The organism is Rhizobacter sp. P5_C2 (assembly GCF_054049715.1).
In genome coordinates this window covers 1-15,536 of record NZ_JBFULV010000131.1, presented here as the reverse complement: position 1 = coordinate 15,536, position 15,536 = coordinate 1, and the positions used below count along the sequence as shown (strand labels likewise).

Annotated in this window: 18 protein-coding genes and 1 pseudogene; 8 read left to right on the top strand and 11 right to left on the bottom strand. The window is 62.0% G+C overall.

Annotation, left to right across the window (positions count from 1 at the left end):
• Nucleotides 1-150: 150 nt before the first annotated feature.
• The 3 genes from ACXJLU_RS29590 to ACXJLU_RS29580 form a co-directional block, all read right to left on the bottom strand.
• Nucleotides 151-489, bottom strand: coding sequence for a P-II family nitrogen regulator (locus tag ACXJLU_RS29590; protein WP_047509787.1), 339 nt, complete (start codon nucleotides 487-489; stop codon nucleotides 151-153).
• Between the two features lie 48 nt (nucleotides 490-537).
• A complete protein-coding gene (locus ACXJLU_RS29585; RefSeq protein WP_073465892.1) occupies nucleotides 538-1,275 on the bottom strand; it encodes a TorF family putative porin in 738 nt (245 codons plus the stop codon).
• Nucleotides 1,276-1,368: 93 nt separating this feature from the next.
• Nucleotides 1,369-1,494: a hypothetical protein gene (locus tag ACXJLU_RS29580; RefSeq protein ID WP_457337196.1), complete on the bottom strand. Its 126-nt coding sequence runs from the start codon at nucleotides 1,492-1,494 to the stop codon at nucleotides 1,369-1,371.
• Nucleotides 1,495-1,620: 126 nt separating this feature from the next.
• Here ACXJLU_RS29580 and ACXJLU_RS29575 point away from each other — a divergent pair, with 126 nt between their 5' ends.
• Nucleotides 1,621-2,916 (top strand): HipA domain-containing protein, encoded by a 1,296-nt coding sequence (locus ACXJLU_RS29575; protein WP_457337194.1) that lies wholly within the window; start codon nucleotides 1,621-1,623, stop codon nucleotides 2,914-2,916.
• A gap of 4 nt (nucleotides 2,917-2,920) precedes the next feature.
• On the opposite strand, the gene ACXJLU_RS29570 is transcribed toward ACXJLU_RS29575, so the two are convergent.
• Nucleotides 2,921-4,534, bottom strand: a complete 1,614-nt coding sequence (locus tag ACXJLU_RS29570) for a peptidase inhibitor family I36 protein (RefSeq protein ID WP_457337192.1) — start codon at nucleotides 4,532-4,534, stop codon at nucleotides 2,921-2,923.
• 224 nt (nucleotides 4,535-4,758) lie between these two features.
• Between ACXJLU_RS29570 and ACXJLU_RS29565 the strand changes: the two are divergent.
• Nucleotides 4,759-4,896, top strand: a pseudogene (locus tag ACXJLU_RS29565) (ATP-binding protein); the annotation flags it as partial.
• Nucleotides 4,897-5,182: 286 nt separating this feature from the next.
• On the top strand, nucleotides 5,183-5,488 hold the full coding sequence (locus ACXJLU_RS29560; RefSeq protein ID WP_457337198.1) for a hypothetical protein: 306 nt from the start codon (nucleotides 5,183-5,185) through the stop codon (nucleotides 5,486-5,488).
• An 11-nt stretch (nucleotides 5,489-5,499) separates the two neighbouring features.
• Here ACXJLU_RS29560 and ACXJLU_RS29555 read toward each other — a convergent pair whose 3' ends face one another.
• From ACXJLU_RS29555 to ACXJLU_RS29540, 4 genes are read right to left on the bottom strand one after another with little or no spacing between them, the layout of a single operon-like run.
• The gene (locus tag ACXJLU_RS29555) at nucleotides 5,500-6,972 is read right to left on the bottom strand and encodes a ubiquitin-activating E1 family protein (RefSeq protein ID WP_457337190.1); all 1,473 of its coding nucleotides are present in this window, start codon (nucleotides 6,970-6,972) and stop codon (nucleotides 5,500-5,502) included.
• Entirely contained in the window at nucleotides 6,969-7,448 is a 480-nt protein-coding gene (locus tag ACXJLU_RS29550; protein WP_457337188.1) for a hypothetical protein, read from the bottom strand. The genes ACXJLU_RS29555 and ACXJLU_RS29550 overlap by 4 nt, the downstream gene beginning before the upstream one ends.
• The gene (locus ACXJLU_RS29545) at nucleotides 7,445-7,927 is read right to left on the bottom strand and encodes a hypothetical protein (protein WP_457337186.1); all 483 of its coding nucleotides are present in this window, start codon (nucleotides 7,925-7,927) and stop codon (nucleotides 7,445-7,447) included. Before ACXJLU_RS29545 ends, ACXJLU_RS29550 begins: the two co-directional genes overlap by 4 nt.
• Nucleotides 7,924-8,631 carry a hypothetical protein gene (locus ACXJLU_RS29540; protein ID WP_457337184.1) on the bottom strand — a complete coding sequence of 236 codons (708 nt, stop codon included), beginning with the start codon at nucleotides 8,629-8,631 and terminating at the stop codon, nucleotides 7,924-7,926. The genes ACXJLU_RS29545 and ACXJLU_RS29540 overlap by 4 nt, the downstream gene beginning before the upstream one ends.
• A gap of 469 nt (nucleotides 8,632-9,100) precedes the next feature.
• Here ACXJLU_RS29540 and ACXJLU_RS29535 point away from each other — a divergent pair, with 469 nt between their 5' ends.
• Both ACXJLU_RS29535 and ACXJLU_RS29530 read left to right on the top strand, forming a co-directional pair.
• Nucleotides 9,101-9,463 (top strand): helix-turn-helix transcriptional regulator, encoded by a 363-nt coding sequence (locus ACXJLU_RS29535; RefSeq protein ID WP_457337182.1) that lies wholly within the window; start codon nucleotides 9,101-9,103, stop codon nucleotides 9,461-9,463.
• Entirely contained in the window at nucleotides 9,460-10,080 is a 621-nt protein-coding gene (locus tag ACXJLU_RS29530; protein ID WP_457337180.1) for an ImmA/IrrE family metallo-endopeptidase, read from the top strand. Before ACXJLU_RS29535 ends, ACXJLU_RS29530 begins: the two co-directional genes overlap by 4 nt.
• 405 nt (nucleotides 10,081-10,485) lie before the next feature.
• On the opposite strand, the gene ACXJLU_RS29525 is transcribed toward ACXJLU_RS29530, so the two are convergent.
• Nucleotides 10,486-11,517: a serine/threonine-protein kinase gene (locus tag ACXJLU_RS29525; protein WP_457337178.1), complete on the bottom strand. Its 1,032-nt coding sequence runs from the start codon at nucleotides 11,515-11,517 to the stop codon at nucleotides 10,486-10,488.
• On the bottom strand, nucleotides 11,517-11,993 hold the full coding sequence (locus ACXJLU_RS29520) for a hypothetical protein (RefSeq protein ID WP_457337176.1): 477 nt from the start codon (nucleotides 11,991-11,993) through the stop codon (nucleotides 11,517-11,519). The genes ACXJLU_RS29525 and ACXJLU_RS29520 overlap by 1 nt, the downstream gene beginning before the upstream one ends.
• A gap of 295 nt (nucleotides 11,994-12,288) precedes the next feature.
• Between ACXJLU_RS29520 and ACXJLU_RS29515 the strand changes: the two genes are divergently transcribed.
• From ACXJLU_RS29515 to ACXJLU_RS29505, 3 genes are all read left to right on the top strand, one after another.
• Nucleotides 12,289-13,869: a recombinase family protein gene (locus ACXJLU_RS29515; RefSeq protein ID WP_457337174.1), complete on the top strand. Its 1,581-nt coding sequence runs from the start codon at nucleotides 12,289-12,291 to the stop codon at nucleotides 13,867-13,869.
• A gap of 68 nt (nucleotides 13,870-13,937) precedes the next feature.
• Nucleotides 13,938-14,207, top strand: a complete 270-nt coding sequence (locus tag ACXJLU_RS29510) for a hypothetical protein (protein ID WP_457337172.1) — start codon at nucleotides 13,938-13,940, stop codon at nucleotides 14,205-14,207.
• Nucleotides 14,204-15,106, top strand: a complete 903-nt coding sequence (locus ACXJLU_RS29505) for a plasmid partitioning protein RepB C-terminal domain-containing protein (RefSeq protein WP_457337170.1) — start codon at nucleotides 14,204-14,206, stop codon at nucleotides 15,104-15,106. Before ACXJLU_RS29510 ends, ACXJLU_RS29505 begins: the two co-directional genes overlap by 4 nt.
• 104 nt (nucleotides 15,107-15,210) lie before the next feature.
• On the opposite strand, the gene ACXJLU_RS29500 is transcribed toward ACXJLU_RS29505, so the two are convergent.
• Nucleotides 15,211-15,471, bottom strand: coding sequence for a hypothetical protein (locus tag ACXJLU_RS29500; protein ID WP_457337168.1), 261 nt, complete (start codon nucleotides 15,469-15,471; stop codon nucleotides 15,211-15,213).
• Nucleotides 15,472-15,536 lie beyond the last annotated feature (65 nt).

The window sequence follows — 15,536 nt, the reverse complement described above, 5'->3', positions numbered from 1 at the left end:
GCCGTGGCAGCGGGCGCCGCGGCCGAGGCCGTGGCAGCGGGCGCGGAGGCCGCGTCCTGCGCCAGCGAGACGCCGGCGAAACCCCAGGCGGCGAGGCCCAGGGCGAGTGTGGCAATGAGTTTCTTCATGGTTGTCTCTTTTGTTGGCAGCTCAGAGGGCGTCCTTGCCGGTCTCGCCGGTGCGGATGCGCACCACCTGCTCGAGGGGCGACACGAAAATCTTGCCGTCGCCGATCTTGCCGGTGCGGGCAGCGCCTTCGATGGCTTCGATCACGCGGTCGATCAGGCCGTCGTCGACGGCCGCCTCGATCTTGACCTTGGGCAGGAAGTCGACCACGTACTCCGCGCCGCGGTACAGCTCGGTGTGGCCTTTCTGGCGGCCGAAGCCCTTGACCTCGGTCACGGTGATGCCCTGCACGCCGATGGCGCTCAAGGCTTCACGCACTTCGTCGAGCTTGAAGGGCTTGACGATGGCAGTCACCATCTTCATGGAATGCTCCTGTTGCAATGAATGGGTGGGGGCGTGCGGGAGGCGCGATCACATCGACTTGGTGATCGTCAGGATGGCGCGCGTCTTGTTGATGTCGCCATAGAAGTCCTTCTTGGTCGCACCGACGATCGCGGCACCGGCCGAGAAGCCCGAGCCGAGGTCCATCGTCGCGCCGAACTTGTAGTCGGCGTAGTTCTCGTAGCCGACGTCCTTCAGTTCGCTGGACAGCTGCGTAAAGCCCATGTGGGCATTCAGCGTGATGCCCTTGGCGACCTCGAAGTTGCCCGACAGGTCGAGGTAACCGGTGTTGCGGCCCTTGGGTACCGGCTGACCCGTCTGCTGGCCATAGAACTCGCCGAGGCCGAAATAGTCCTTCGAGACCGTGGTCGAGTACTTCACCGACACCGGGCCATAGCTCAGCGCGCCGTAGAGCTCGGTGGTGTTGTAGTCGGTGACCTTGTCCTTCTGCGAGTAGTAGTACTGCAGCACGCCGACGTCGAAGCCGAGGTCCTTCGTGATCTCGCCCTTGTAGCCGCCATAGAAGTCCATCTCGATGCCGGAATTCGTGAAGCCGATGCTCGAGTTCCAGTTGCCGACGTAGAAGCCGCTGTTCGCGTAGTCGAAGCCGCCTTGCACGGCCGGCTTGTTGCTGCCCTGGTCCTGGCCGCGGTATTTGTAGTTCGTGGTCAGGCTGAAGTTGGTGGCCACGGCCGGCGCGGCGTCTTCGGCATGAACCGACACGGCGAACAGCGAAGCCAGGGCCGAAAGGATCGCGATTTTCTTCATGCAGATTTCTCCAGGCGTTGAAACTGAGGTGCCGGGGCCTCAGTGCAGCTTTTGTGCCATGGATTTTTTGGGGCGCGCGCGCCCCATCGGCGCTCATTCCGCAGCTTTCAAATGGCTGTCTCGACGAAAACGCACCTTGACGGTGCCGATTGACACAACACGCACCGGAGTGCCCGTTGGTGGTGCGATCGACCATAGGGCATTGAGCAGCAGGGCCATTTTGATGCGTCGGTCATGCTTGATACAATTCAACGAATTATTCACAGAGAATTCGAATTGAGCGCAGCGTCCCAAACATCCAGCTCCGAGTCCGCCCAGGAAATCGGACGCATCTTGCGGGGTGGAGTGCACACCGCGGCGCAGCTGATGGCGGCTCTGGGGGTGAGTCAGCCAACCCTTTCGCGAACTATTCAGAGCCTGTCCAGCACCGTGACGGCGTTCCGCGTCTCCGGCGACAGGACTCCCCGGTATGCGCTGCTGCGCCAGCTGCCGCTGGGACTCCACTCACGGCAGCGCATCTACCGACTGCTGGCCAGCGGCTCGATCGAGCCCTTCGCCGACGTCGAATTCCTCTCCGGTGGCGCGACGCTCGAGCGCATCGGCTCGGTCACGAGGATGTACGAGGGCCTGCCGCCCTACATGGCCTTCGCAGCGCCGTCCGGCTTCCTGGGGCGCCAGTTGGCACACGACGCGGCGCGGGCGCAGCAGTTTCCGAGCAGTCTCAAGGACTGGGACGACGAACACCGCGTCGCCTGGCTCTTCACCCGCGGGCTGAATCTGCCCGGCAACCTGGTGTTCGGCGACGCCTCGTTGCAGATGGAAATCGACCTCCGCGGGCTGGACCCGACGCCGATGTCCGAGAAGGCCGCTCACTATGTGGCGATGGCCTCGGCGCTCAAGGGCGCTGCCTATGGTTCCAGCGCAGGCGGCGAGCAACCCAAGTTTCTCGGGATGACCGAGGACTCCGGCCACGTGATCGTGAAGTTCGCCAGGCTCGGGAGTCGCATGGCCGAGTTGCTTCCGCTCGAGCATCTGGCGCTGCGGTCGCTGGCAGAGGTCGGCGTCCCATCGTCCTCGACGCAGTTGCTGACCTCGGGCGACTACGTCTTCCTGGAAGTCCGGCGCTTCGATCGCGTGGGGAAGTCCGGCCGCATCGGCATGCTCTCGGCCGGTGCCGTCGACGACGAGTTCTTCGGGAGGCGAGACTCCTGGCCGGAGTTTGCGGCACGCTGCGAGAAGGCCAAGTACCTGTCCGCCGCGGATGCGCGCCGCGTCGACACCATGGCGGCTTTCAGCGAACTCATCGGCAACAGCGATCGTCACTTCGAGAACATCTCGCTGCTCATCGACGAAAAGGGTGAGTACGCCGGCATCGCGCCGGCCTACGACATCCTTCCGATGCGCTACGCCTCCATCGGCGGCGGCGTGGACCCGGACCTCACGCCCATCGCACCCAAGGTCGGCACCATCGGCGCCCAGCCGGCCGTCTGGGCTCGGGCCGCGCAGGCCGCCGAGCGGTTCTGGACAGCCGTGCAGACGGAAACGCTCGCCGCGCAGATTCCCGAGGCGATGCGGCAACTGGCCGCCACGAACCTCGCCGTCGCCAGGGAATTCGTGGCACCGCTGCTGCCGGCTGCCTGACGCGTCAGTCGAACAGCGTGCCCTTCATCGCATCGCGCGAGACGCGGTGCCACACATACATGCCGGTCTGCCGGTAGTGGTCGTGCAGCTCGCCGGCGCACATCACGTAGCCCTGCAGCGGATCGCAGTGCGGCGCGCCGAACAGGTGCCCCGACTCGTGCACCGCGAGGATCTGCGTGCGGTTCATCGACATGTCGAACGAGAACTGCCCGCTCACCTGCACGCCCAGCCAGCCGCAGGCGACGCCGCCGACCATCTGCGGCGACATCGCGATCAGGTAGTCGAAGCCGTGGTTGTCGACGTTGGTGCGCACCGCGCCGCCGGTGGTCCAGTCGCGGGCCAGGCCCAGCACCTTGCCCCCGTAGGCGGCGGCCTGCTCGCACAGGCCCTGGCTGGTGTCCAGCGTCAGCCCGGGGATGGCGCGGAAGTGCTGCGTCACGCCCATCATCTGGTCGAAGCCGCCCGGAAAGCCCTGGTAGCTGCCGGTGTTGCCGCCGGCCGTCGTCGGCGTGAACACCTCGCCCGGGCGCGTGAAGACCTCGCCGAGGAAGGTTTCCGGCGAGCGCGTGTAGTTCAGGCGCGTGAAGTAGGCCTGGTCGTAGACGGTGCTCACCAGCACGTGGCTGCTCGCGCCGACGCTGAAGGCCGCGCCGGCGTAGCTGGTGTCCAGCGCCGAGGTGCTGCCGCTTTGCAGGCGCACGCCGTCGATGCGGTAGGCACCGCGCCCGACGGCGAAGTGCTTGGCGCGCGCGGTGTCGTCGATGAACGGCCCGGCATTGAACGACGCGGTGCGCGTTTCGCTCGCCGCCAGCTCGAGCTCGATGGTGCCGAGCGGCACCGCGCTGAAATCGCTGAAGCGCGTGCTGGCCAGCGTCGGCGTCAGTTTCACGGTGCCGGCGTTGCCGCTCAGGTTGCGCACCGTCAGCGACACCTTCAGCGCGTCGCCCTTGACCGGCGGCTGGCCCGCGGCGTTCGTGATGCTGACGGCGGTCACGTCCGCCTGGATCGTGCAATGGGGTTCGCAGGTCGCCGTGCCCTTGGCCACGACATAGGAACTCGCGACATCGTTGAAATCGCGCGGCACCAGGTTCGGCTCATCGGCCGCCAGCACCAGGCGGCGACCCTGCGAGCCGGCGTGCTCGAACAGCTCGACCCGGTAGCCGGGCAGCACGCGCGCGGACGACGCGAAGTCGTTCCAGGCCGCCGGCAGCGAAGCCGTGCCTTCGGCCAGGCACAGCGAACTGCCGGCATAGGCGATGTGCTCGTACAGGCACACCGGCGCCGCGGCTGTCGGCACCGCCGGTGCGAGCACGCGGTACGACGACAGCGCATCGTTGAAGGCGCGGTTGACCAGGTTCGGCTCGTCCGCCGTCAGCGCCAGCGCGGCGCCGCCCTGCCCGATGTGCTCGTACAGCGTCACCGACCAGCCGGCCGGCACCCGCACCGACGACACCCGGTCGTTCCAGCCGCCGGGTGTGGCCGCGGTGCCGGCCTCGGCACACCAGCTTGCCCCCTGGTAGTTCGCGTGCTCGTAGAAGCACACCGACGCCGCCTGCGATGCCAGCGGCAAGGCCGCCAGCATCCCGGCAGCCACCCACGCCGTCCTGTTGATCTTCATGGTTTTCTCCTTCGTCGTTGTCGGGCGAGACTGCTCCCGGCGCGAAGTCTGGAACCCCGAAGGACGGGCAGTGGTACTTAAATGGTACTCAACCTGCAACCTGCGGCTGGTGGATGTAAACGCAGGGTCGTTCAGGCTTGTCCAGAGGGACAGATGCCCCGTGTCGGTGGATCACCTCCCTGGGCAGAATCGCGCGCCTCTCACCTCCGAAGCAGGGAACGCGCATGACATTGGCCGTCGTCCACAGCCGGGCCCTCGATGGCCTGGCGGCACCCGAGGTCACCGTCGAGGTGCACCTGGCCAACGGCCTGCCGAACTTCACGCTGGTCGGGCTCGCCGACACCGAGGTCAAGGAGGCGCGCTGTGTTTGACAATTCACTCCGCACACAGGAGCACCAACAATCAATAGCTTAGCGATGGAGTTCCCTCGATTGTTAGCCCTCTGAACTCCGCAAACGGCTGTGCGGAGTCATTGTTCAGGCCGAATCTCAACAATGATTCAATCGATGGATGGCTGTTCCCCCGTATGAATGTGACTGACAGGCGCATCACACTCGGTGAAGATCTGCGCCTTCAGCTCCGCGCTGTATCGCCTGCGCTTGCGACTCTGCTCTCGTCCCATCGTGTCCAGCTATTTGCTACGTGGGCATGATCGTTGTCGCTGCAGGCGCCAATCTCAAGATGGGGTCGCCTGACGCTTACACAGGAAAGACCCGCTACAAGGGCTTGGCTAAGAACGAGGCGCAGTTGTTCAGCCTGTTCGGGCTGAACAACGTCGTTCTGGTCAAGCGGCGATTGCTGGACTTCGAAGCCAGAGGTGTGTGTCTTGAGCGCGGGAAGCGGCCTCGAAAGAGGCTGAAGCCGGCCCTCGCAGGGGTCTTGCGGCCTTCAATTGCATCGCTATCCGTCCCCATCGAATCACCGACCACGCGCCTGAGCGAAACCGGTCATTGATCAGCAATTCCCTAAGTGAGCGCGGCCGCGTCGCTAACGATCTTAGCGGCGGAGCACCTGACGCACCGGATGTGCCTGCCCTCGACCTTCATCATCGCCGGCGACGGCTTCTTGAAGACGTGTTGGTTCCAGCACTCGCTCGTCTCGCTGCCCAGCTGGACGTCGCGAAGAAGCATGACGAAGCCTGCCACCCCGGAGAGCAGTGACGAGAAAGCAAAAGGCACATCGACAGCCTTCTTGGCTTCGTTCAAGGGCACCTTGCCGGTCGCGCAGAGCACAGGGATGACAGAGCGCAGCGGTTCGCCCACGATGCGTTCGGCTGGCACACCCTTTGCCTGTGACACCCTCTCGGCCTCTGCGGCTGTGAGGCCGCGTGCGGAATCCAGCAACTCTCGAACGATATCAGGCAACAAGCCAGTTTGCCTGTGGAACAGAGTGACCTCGTCGAGCGGCGCATCCTGGGGTTCGGGATAGGCACAAACCAGGCAGCCACTTGCGTCACCGGGAACGTATTGACCCGCACCGATGTAGTGTTCGCTGGTCCACATGTTGATCGTACGCACGGGATCTTTCAGCCCCGCCTGCCGCCTTGACTCTTCCGAGTCAAGCCCCGCGACAATGCGGAAAAACGGCCGGTCGTACCCGCGTTTCTCGCAGTAGACGTTCATGCCAAGGTTGTGCGGTTGCGCTGCCAGCGCATGGTGCGCAGCATTCAGGCGCGCCGCGACTGCTTCGACCTTGGATGCCCCGACGTTGGCGTGCTTCATGAACGCATACCTTTGGCCGTTGCCGTCGCCGTAGGTATCGCTGTCCACAAGGTGGAGTGCACCAGAAATCGGCTCTGGCCAGTTCTCGATCATCCATCCCATCGAGTGCGTGACCGCGCCAACGCCGAACACATGCGTGTCCTGAAGATCGAACGGACGAAGCTCGAGTTCGGGCGCATGAAAGAGGTCCCTCACATCTGCACCCCAGTCACCCAGCGGCTGCAGGCGAGCCCCTTCCAACGCTGTCGCGAAGCACCTCGCAAACACCTGTGCTGCAGCCAGGCCTGCAGCAAAGGCGGGCCCGACCGGGTTCAAGCTGCCGCCGCACGTTGCGTGGTCGCCGAAGCGTACTTGCCATCCGTCGGCGCCAACCTGGATACAGGGTGACGAACCTTCGGGCCCAGGCCCGCCGACGCTGACGACCATGTCATAAGGCGGCGCCCAGGCCAACTTCAAACCGTCCGCGGGCGCCTGACCTGCCAATGCGGCCTCCTGCCCGACAACTAGCAACCCCTCTGCGATCTCACCGCAAAAATCAATGTTCGGCCACAGCCTAGCCAGCGCATCAGCCAGCACTTTAGCCAGCAGAACTGCGCCGGCAGGTGTGTTGGCCGACGGCACCACGACAGCGATGCGCGTGCTGGACAACTTCGATACGAGCGCGTCATCACCGAAGAGCGCGAGTAAGGCTTGGCGATTTTTTTCAGCGGCGCTCATACGACCACCAGCCTTTCGCGCGCCTCCGCCGGCGACCACAACCGCCAGTCGTCTTCCTCGCGTTCGTAGACGTTGGCATCGGATCCCAACTGCAGGCCGAAGCGGCAGTAGTGCGGAACGATGATGCTCAACGCACCGACGTGGCGCACCACTTCCCAGGCGCGGTCCAGCCTGGACATGCGCACGTCCGCGCCAGGATGCGTGTGAAGTTGGATCACGCTACGACGCCCGGCCTTGAAGTTGTCTAGCTGGATGCGCTGCAGCTCGCGGCCTTCGATATGCACCCAGACTCCCTCCGCGGTAACCCCCGGTGTCTGAGCGGGAACGATGCAACCATCGACCTGCACCTCATCGACGATGTCAGCCTTGACTTGCTCGGCTGACCAGATCGCGAAAACTTCGTGCTCGCCTGCGCGCAGCGCTGCCTTGGTCTGGGCAATCACGTCGCGAGCGATCTTCCATTGGTTGATCTTCATGCCAGAAATACTCCCGGTTTGTTGATCTCGCGCTGTAGTTGCAAGATCAGCTGAAGGACGGAGTGCCGCCCCACATTTCGGATCGAGGCCCAAGGCACATCCAGGTGGCTCGTGTGATCGTGGTATTCCCGCCAGCCCGGGAAGCAAAACCACGGTTTTGGTTGGCCATCCTGGCTGCCTTGATGAAGTCCACTGTGGCTCGCTGGCACCACCTGGCTGCCAGACAACTGCCGCTCAGCCGAAGAGTTGATCCACCAACCACCCACCGGCCGGTACGGATAGTCCGTGCCGTCGACGCGGAGCCGGACGGTCCGCCCGTGGGCGGGCCACTCCAGATCCACGTCCAGGAACGGGAACGAGTACGAGACGAGGCGAACCCCGAGCAGCGCGAATCGATCCCGACCGGTGAGCAGCGGCTGAATCGCCTTACCGAAGCTGGCCGCGGCCAGCTTCGGGTTGACGATGGCCGCCGCGCTCAACCGCCGCCGCCGTTCTTCTTGGTAATGGACAGGACGTGGCCGTCGCGCACGCCCGCGGCCTTCAACGTCAGGTTGACGTCGAGCGCGGAGGTACCGAGGTTGCCGTCGACCATTTCGAAGTCGGCCGCGTTGGGGCGGTCGCGGGGCGGCAGACTGCGTCGGATGGCCTGCAGCACTGTCATCGCGGCGGGGAAGCGGCGCGCTTTGTCCTCGCCGTCGAGGATGACCGTGACCTCGTAGAGGCGATCCTCCTCTTCGCGCGGCACCGAGATGAAGTGGTCCGCGGGTTGGACCACGACACGGTCGGTCGGCAGCAGCAGCTCGTCAGCGAGGCCATCCAGGTCGATCCAGATGTCCTGACCGCCACCACCGGCCCAGATCACCAACTCCGCAACGGAAGCTTTGCCGTGACGACCGCCGCCGTAGGTCGACAGCAGCTGCTCGTTGAGCGTCGCGGCGATCGCCTTGCGCATCAGAGGGTTGTCGGGCAGTTGGGGGCTGCCATCGCCAACGCTGAATCGCTCACCACCGCGGACAACGATGACGTCGTTCGGGCTGATCGCGATGTCAACGTCGCCGTCCACCTCGAGCACCAGTTGCTCGGGCGCCGTCACGTTGCCCATGTTGAAAAGATCCTGGCCGCGCTTGGCGCCAGGGGAAGTTGCCAGCTTCTTGCCAGCGATATCGATGTGCACAGTGTTCAACGGAATCTCCGTATTCAAGAAAGGATCCATGCGGCCGGAATTCACTCCGGCCGCGCTAAGGGCCTTTACTTGGACGGTTGACGCCTGAACGGTGCTCGTTGAAACTCTGGGTCGCCAAACCGGATGAGTTGTTTCGTCAACGAGTCCACTCAGGGGGTCTTGCCGTCCAGGTAAGACCCCTTGTTTCATTCCAGCTGCTTCATCTCATCTCCTCCGCGCCTCAGGGGCGCATTTTTCGTCCATCCCCTTGTCAACCCCGGCCTACCTTCACATGCCGAGACCAATTCGTCACTGGAAGGCACAGCAATGATATCACAGGTTAGCAAAATCACGAGGAATGTGAGGGGAATCATCTTTGATGTCATCTGTATTGACGTTTTTCGCGTAAGAATCGTTGGATGTCAAAGAAGTTGACATTTCGATCCGTGTGAGCTAAAATCCTTGATCGAGACCCAGGGGAATAGACAAAGTGATTGACGAGAAACGCCTCTATCAACTCCTTGGCGAGCGCATCAAGAAGCTGCGTGAGGGATACGAGACGCCTGCTGGACGGATGACGCAAGCGGATCTGGCTGCTTTGGTGGACCTGGAGCGGACCTCCATCACCAACATAGAGAAGGGAATTCAGAAGCTCAGTCTTCACGTGCTCTACAAGATCTGTGAAGTTTTTGATGCCAATGTTCTTGACATCTTGCCTCGGCTTTCCGAAGTCGAGCAGGAGCGAGCGCGCCCAGAGATGACTGAGCTCGAATTTGCGGGCAAAACCTACGTCGCGCCTCAGAAGACTCTGCAGAAAATCGCTGCCATCCTTGAGATGGGTGAACCGCGATGAGCCAACTCTCTGCAGCAGAAATCGAGCGCAAGGCTCAACAGGTTCTGCGTAATGCCGGCGCGCTGACGATCCCTGTGGACTTGGACAGGGTTCTTCAGAGCCTTAATGTTCGCGTCCACGAAGAAGACATGGATGATGAGACGGCTGGCGTGCTGATTGTCAAAGGCGAGCAGCGTCACGTTCTCGTCAACAAAGAGCATCCGAAAAATAGGAAGCAATTCACCATCGCCCACGAACTCGGTCACCTTGTGCTTCACGACGATGAGGCGAACGGTGATGCTTCAGGTCAGCGCATGTTCATAGATCGCCAGATCCGTGTTTATCAGCGCGTTGGCGAAGCAAGCTCTGCGGCCTATCAGCAAGAAGGCTCACTGACGACGGTTCAGCAGGAGCGCGAGGCCAATTCTTTTGCTGCCTGCCTGTTGATGCCCGCTCCTCACGTCACGACTGCGGCTCTTGAGCGTGATCTCTTCGACGAGATCTCAGTTGCGTCGCTTGCTCGGAACTTTGGAGTGAGCGAGCAAGCAATGTCCATTCGGTTGCAGCAGCTTCAGGTGCTGACAGTGGCTAGTCTGCAGGCGGAAGCAGTTACCCCGACGCTGCCGGCCGCGGTCTAGGCTAGTCACGGCCTTCGAGCGTCTGAGCCATTTCAACGGCATAGATCTCCGCTCGCCCGGCCTGTTTCGCTAGCGGAGATATCCGAGGCGTTGCACAGTCTTCCTCCTAGGCGTATGCTGTATAAATATACAGCACCAGATCCCTGGAAGCGCTGAGATCGCATGCAGCGGGAGAACGTCATGAGCAAAATGCCGAGGAAACTCGCCGTTCTGCGTCCCCAGTGCCGCTTTTGCCAGCGGTACTGGACGCCAGAGGACGGTGTCGTCGCCAGTTCGACGTATTGCTCGATGTGTTCCGCTGCACGACGTATGGTTGCAGCGGACCAACTGGGACTCCAGCCCCTCACCGCTGCGGATGTCGTCGGCCCGTACTTGCTGCCACGTATGCTCAGGCCGACGTAAGCGCTACGCTTCTAGGAATGCTTCGAGTTCGCGAATAAGCTGCGCCTTCGAGATCGAGGCGGTTGAGGCGCCGAGCGACATATTGCGCCCAGGCTTTCCTACAGGTTCGCTCCAAGCCTTCCATTCGCGCTTCCTGGCTGAGTGCTCGGTCCATTCGACGAGCCTGCGTCGGTTACCAATCCTTTGCTCCCAAAGAACTTTTCCGGGTGCGACTGTCGTCGACCAAGCCGGAGTCGGGAGTGCGGAGAGGGCATTCAGAACCTGGGACGCAGACTGGTATCGAAGCGCCGCATCGTCATTGAGCATCTTCCGAATCACTCTGCGCCATGCTTTGGGAACGTGGGGAAGCCACCGCAGCGTGTCGCTGAAGCCGCCGTGCTTGATCAAATCTTTGGGCGGCGGTGACAGCTCGTACCAGGCCTTTCCGTGCAGGAGGCGGTACAGAGTCATGCCCAGCGCCCAGAAATCGGTCTTCCGACTGGTCGGGCCACCGTGCCAAATCTCATGGGCGATGTGATCGAAATATCCCGCCTGGGATCCGTATCCCAAGATCAGGTCGTCGGTCACGAGGCCAAAGTCGCCGAGTTGAGCAACGCCTGAGCCCGTCAGCAAAATGTTGCCCGGCTTGATGTCGCGATGAAGCATGCCTCGAGCGTGCAGCGCATCGAGTCCAAGGGCGACCTCCGTCCCGACCTTGCGAACCTGGAATAAGGACATCGGTCCAAGGTCGAACGCGCTTTGAAGCGAGCCGCCCGGGCAGTACGCCATGCACAAGCGGACGCTGCTTCCGTCTGGCAGTTCGTGGATGCTATGGACCTGGACCACGTTCTCATGTCGGGCCTTCGATAGGTGTTGCGCCTCTGCCAGCAGGCCGGCTCGCCGCGCCAGCCAATCGCCGTCGCTTTCGCCCACTCTGTGCGAAATGACTTTGACCGCGACCTCCCCGTGGACGCTATCCAGACCAAGAAAGACGTCACCGAAATGACCACTGCCAAGCTTCGAGCCGAGCTTTAGTTGGGGAATCACTGTTCCCATCAAGATCCCCTCGTCGCAAGGATCAGCATCGCCGCTTCGCGGCTGGTCTTCTTCAGCTTCTCGCCGGTGGCCTGAACACTCCAGAATGCGTCGTCCTTCAGGTATTCGTCGACCTTGCGCTCCCCGTATGTGCGACTGATGACCGCCTTTTGTAGGCATCTCACGTTAGTTGCCGCGGCAGCCGCGGCGATGATGACGCCTCGGACCTCCGCACTTTCCAATACCGCCAGCTTGACGGAGCCACCCTGAGGCACGGCGCTCCCCTTGACCACGACGAAGTCGACCGAGTGCTGTTTGAAGAAGTTCAAGCAACGTTGATGCAACAGGGCCAACGCGGGGGCACGGTCGCCCGTCTGAAGCGTCCAGCTGGTATCCGAAAGGACGCTGATTGGCGAATTCAGATCAGTCGGCACCTCAGCGAGGACCACCGTTACTGCACCGCCCACGACGGCGATCCCCGCGCGGATTTTCGTCATTACAAGCCTCCCTTGCGAGCCGAAATCTTCCTAGCCTATTGTTCGATTTAGTCTATCGCAATGCCCTGCCCGAGCGATGGCAGACAAACAAGCCGGCTGGCATCCGGCAGTAATTTGAAGCGTTACCCTTGGTGTGCCACGGGCAGGTGCTCGACTGGTTGCCGCCGTCCGGTTGTTGTTCCCCGACTTCCGCATATGTCGGGCTGAATCTGAGGACCTCACTCGAAGTCATCGTTCTGTCTTGTAGAAATCTCACCATCCACTCTCTGAGTTTCATTTGTGCCGGAGCCGGACAATGGCAAAACTCGATCAACGCGACACCGCGCCACCCGCATCGGGCAATGGCGATCTTGAACTGGAGCCCGTCGCGCAGTACGTCCGCATGTCGACGGAGCACCAGCGCTACTCTCGTGAGAACCAGTCCCGAGTGATCTTCGAGTACGCGTTACGGAACGGCATGCGGGTGGTTCGCACGTACGCGGACCTCGGAAAGAGCGGCCTCGAACTGAAGGGCCGCACGGCGATGCAGCGCTTGCTACTGGATGTGGAGCAGCCACTTGTTCCATTCCAGGCCGTCCTGGTTTACGACGTCAGTCGATGGGGGAGATTCCAGGACCCCGACGAGGCCGCCGCCTGCGAGCTGACGTGCAAGCGCCGTGGCATCCGTGTGATCTACTGCGCCGAACAGTTCGCGAACGACGGGTCGATTTCATCCTCGGTACTCATCGGGCTCAAACGCAGCATGGCGGCCGAGTTCAGCCGGGAGCTATCAGTTCGAGTGTTTGCAGGCGCCTGCACCATCGCCAAGCAGGGTTACGCGCAAGGTGGCGTGGCGTGCTTTGGGCTTCGCCGTGTCGTCGTCGATGAGGCTGGCCGAGTGAGAGGCACTCTCGCACTGGGGGAGCGCAAGGGCATTCAGTCGCACCGCGTCTCACTTGCGCCTGGCCCGGCAGCCGAAATCGCAGCTGTGCGACTCGTCTATCAGCTGTTCATCGACAAGCGCCGTACACGATCGGAGATTGCCGAGCTTCTGAACGCTCGCGGGATTCCTTGGGTTGGCGGTCACCCCTGGAGGATGGAAGCCGTGCACGCTGTTCTGACGAACGAGCGTTACGCAGGCACGGCCATCTACAACCGCAAGTCGGGCAAGCTCAAAACTCCGGTGAGGGAGAACACCCGGGACCTGTGGATTCGCATGGAGGGCGCCTACGAATCGATCATCCCGATGCCGCGCTTCCTGCGGGCTCAACAGATGATTCGGGAAGCGGCGAAGCCGCTCGACAGGAATGACATGTTGCGCGGCGCAGCGCAACTGCTTGCTCAGCACGGTCAGCTATCCGCGGACATTCTTGCCAGGAGCAAAAACGTCCCGTCCGTCTCCTCGTATCTCCGGATCTTTGGAAGCCTGACCAAGCTCTACGGGCTGGTCGGCTATGACCTGAAGCAGAACCGTGGATTCGAACAGGTCAATCGCACGCTTCGGGAGCAGAGCCAACTGATCGTGGCTGACGTGGTAGCTGGTTTTCTAGCAAGCGGCAGTTCTTGCACGCTCGACCCAGAGGGCCTACGGCTGACTGTCAACGGCGAGCTGACCGTGCAGATCATCGTGGCGCCGAACCGAGGCAACGCGCGCGGTTACTACCAGTGGCGTATCCATATGCCCTCAGCTCCCACCGATATCGTCGTCATCGTACGGATGGACTTCGACAACGCTGGTGTGCAGGACTACTACCTGCTTCCTTCGATGGACATGCCTGCGTCAAGACTGCCGCGAATGGATAGCAACGGCCGAGCCCTGGATGTGTACCGCACGAAGACATTGACCCCCCTGTACGCGCTCGCGACACGAGCGCCTCTGTTGGGGCAACCCCAATGAAAGCGATAGAGAGGGCCCAGAGGGGTGAACCTTCGGCGACCCAGGTCGGTAGCCTATGCGGCGAGCGGATGACTCACCGTGCTCCGGAGCCAGGCACGCTCGGTGGCCAACATCCATCGGACCAGGAACTGGTCGAGTCCTACCAGCAGCAAACGCGAGAGCATCGCTCGCTTCAGCGAAAGGCGGACCGTGCGCAGGCTGCGTTGAAGACGGCTCAGAAGATCTTCAAGGAACTGTTCGCGGATCCAGAGTTCGTCTCGCTCTTGAGGAACGAGGGGAAGGGCACCGCGCCGCGCTACCTCGTCGATGGCGTATCCGATGTGGAGATAGTTCGATGACCGCATCCCATCCGTCTGCCAAACTGGCCACCAACCCCAACTACTTGGAGCTCGAGCTCGGTCAGCTCCATAGCAACAAGGCGCTGCCTCAGTCGGTTCTCAGCAGCGCAAAGTACCGACAGATACTCGAGTCGATTCGTGCTGTTGGGCTGCTGGACCCATTGGTCATTGTTCCCAGGCCGCAGGACGAAGGTGGAGGCTATTCGGTTCTCGACGGATTGCTGCGAAAGGCGGCACTGACCGAGGTCGATCTCACCAGGGCGCTGTGCCGGGTCCTGACGGACTGCGAGGGCCTCAGCTACAACCGCCAAGTCAACAGGCTCTCGGCTGTCCAAGAGCATCGGCTGATCATTCGAGCCGCGGATGGAGGCGCTTCGATGGAGACCCTGTCCCAGGCACTCGGCATCTCAGTGGAATCCATCCGAGACAGACTTCGGATGCTTGATGGAATCTGTCCCGAAGCCGTCCAACTCTTGGCGGACAAGCCGGCCACTAGGGGCCTGTTCCACGCACTTCAGCGCATGAAGCCGTCTCGGCAGATCGATGTGGCTCAGACGACCATCGATCTCCAAAACTACTCGGTGAAGTTCTCGTTGGTGATGTTGCACGCGACGCCGGCTGAGTTGCTGACAGAAGATGCCCAGTCTCGTAGACAGGTGAACACCTCAACGGAGGCTCGACACCACCTTCAGCGAGAGATGGCGGCGGTTCAATCGAACGCGAAGCAACTGGGAGGGACGTACGGTCCAAACTGCCTGCAACTTGTCGTGGTGAAGTCCTACATCCTCGCGCTCTTGGAGAACGCCAAGATCGTCGGCTGGCTCGCCCGGAATCGAGGCGATTTTCTGCGGGAGCTGCAGTCGATCGCTGAAATCGAGATGCTTGATCCGGCAACCTGACAATCGCCCAAGGTGTGGGCAGCCGCCACACGGGCGTGGACCGCCGCGCTTCGCCATGGCACTTCCTGGGGGATCGTGCGCACCAAAGCAAACTATCCGGGAGGTCAGTGAGGCTTTTCTACAGGAAACGACTGCATCAGGTCGACCAACCACAACCTCGTCATGCCAACGGCCTTTAGCTGTGGGCCTGCGTTGGGGTTCTCAGTGAAGGCATCTCGAAGCAGATCCAGTTCAGCGACTGCCTCGCGACGGAATGCATCCTTGTCCGGCAACAGCTTCACGAGCGCAGCGATCATGGCCATCGCACAGATCACTTCACCCTGCAGGTAGCTTGCTGTCTCGCTGGGCTTCACTTCGTCGCTCATTCACTCACCTCGCAAACAGCCGAGGAAGGGTCGATTGAATCTCGTTGAGGGCGCCTGTGCAAGAG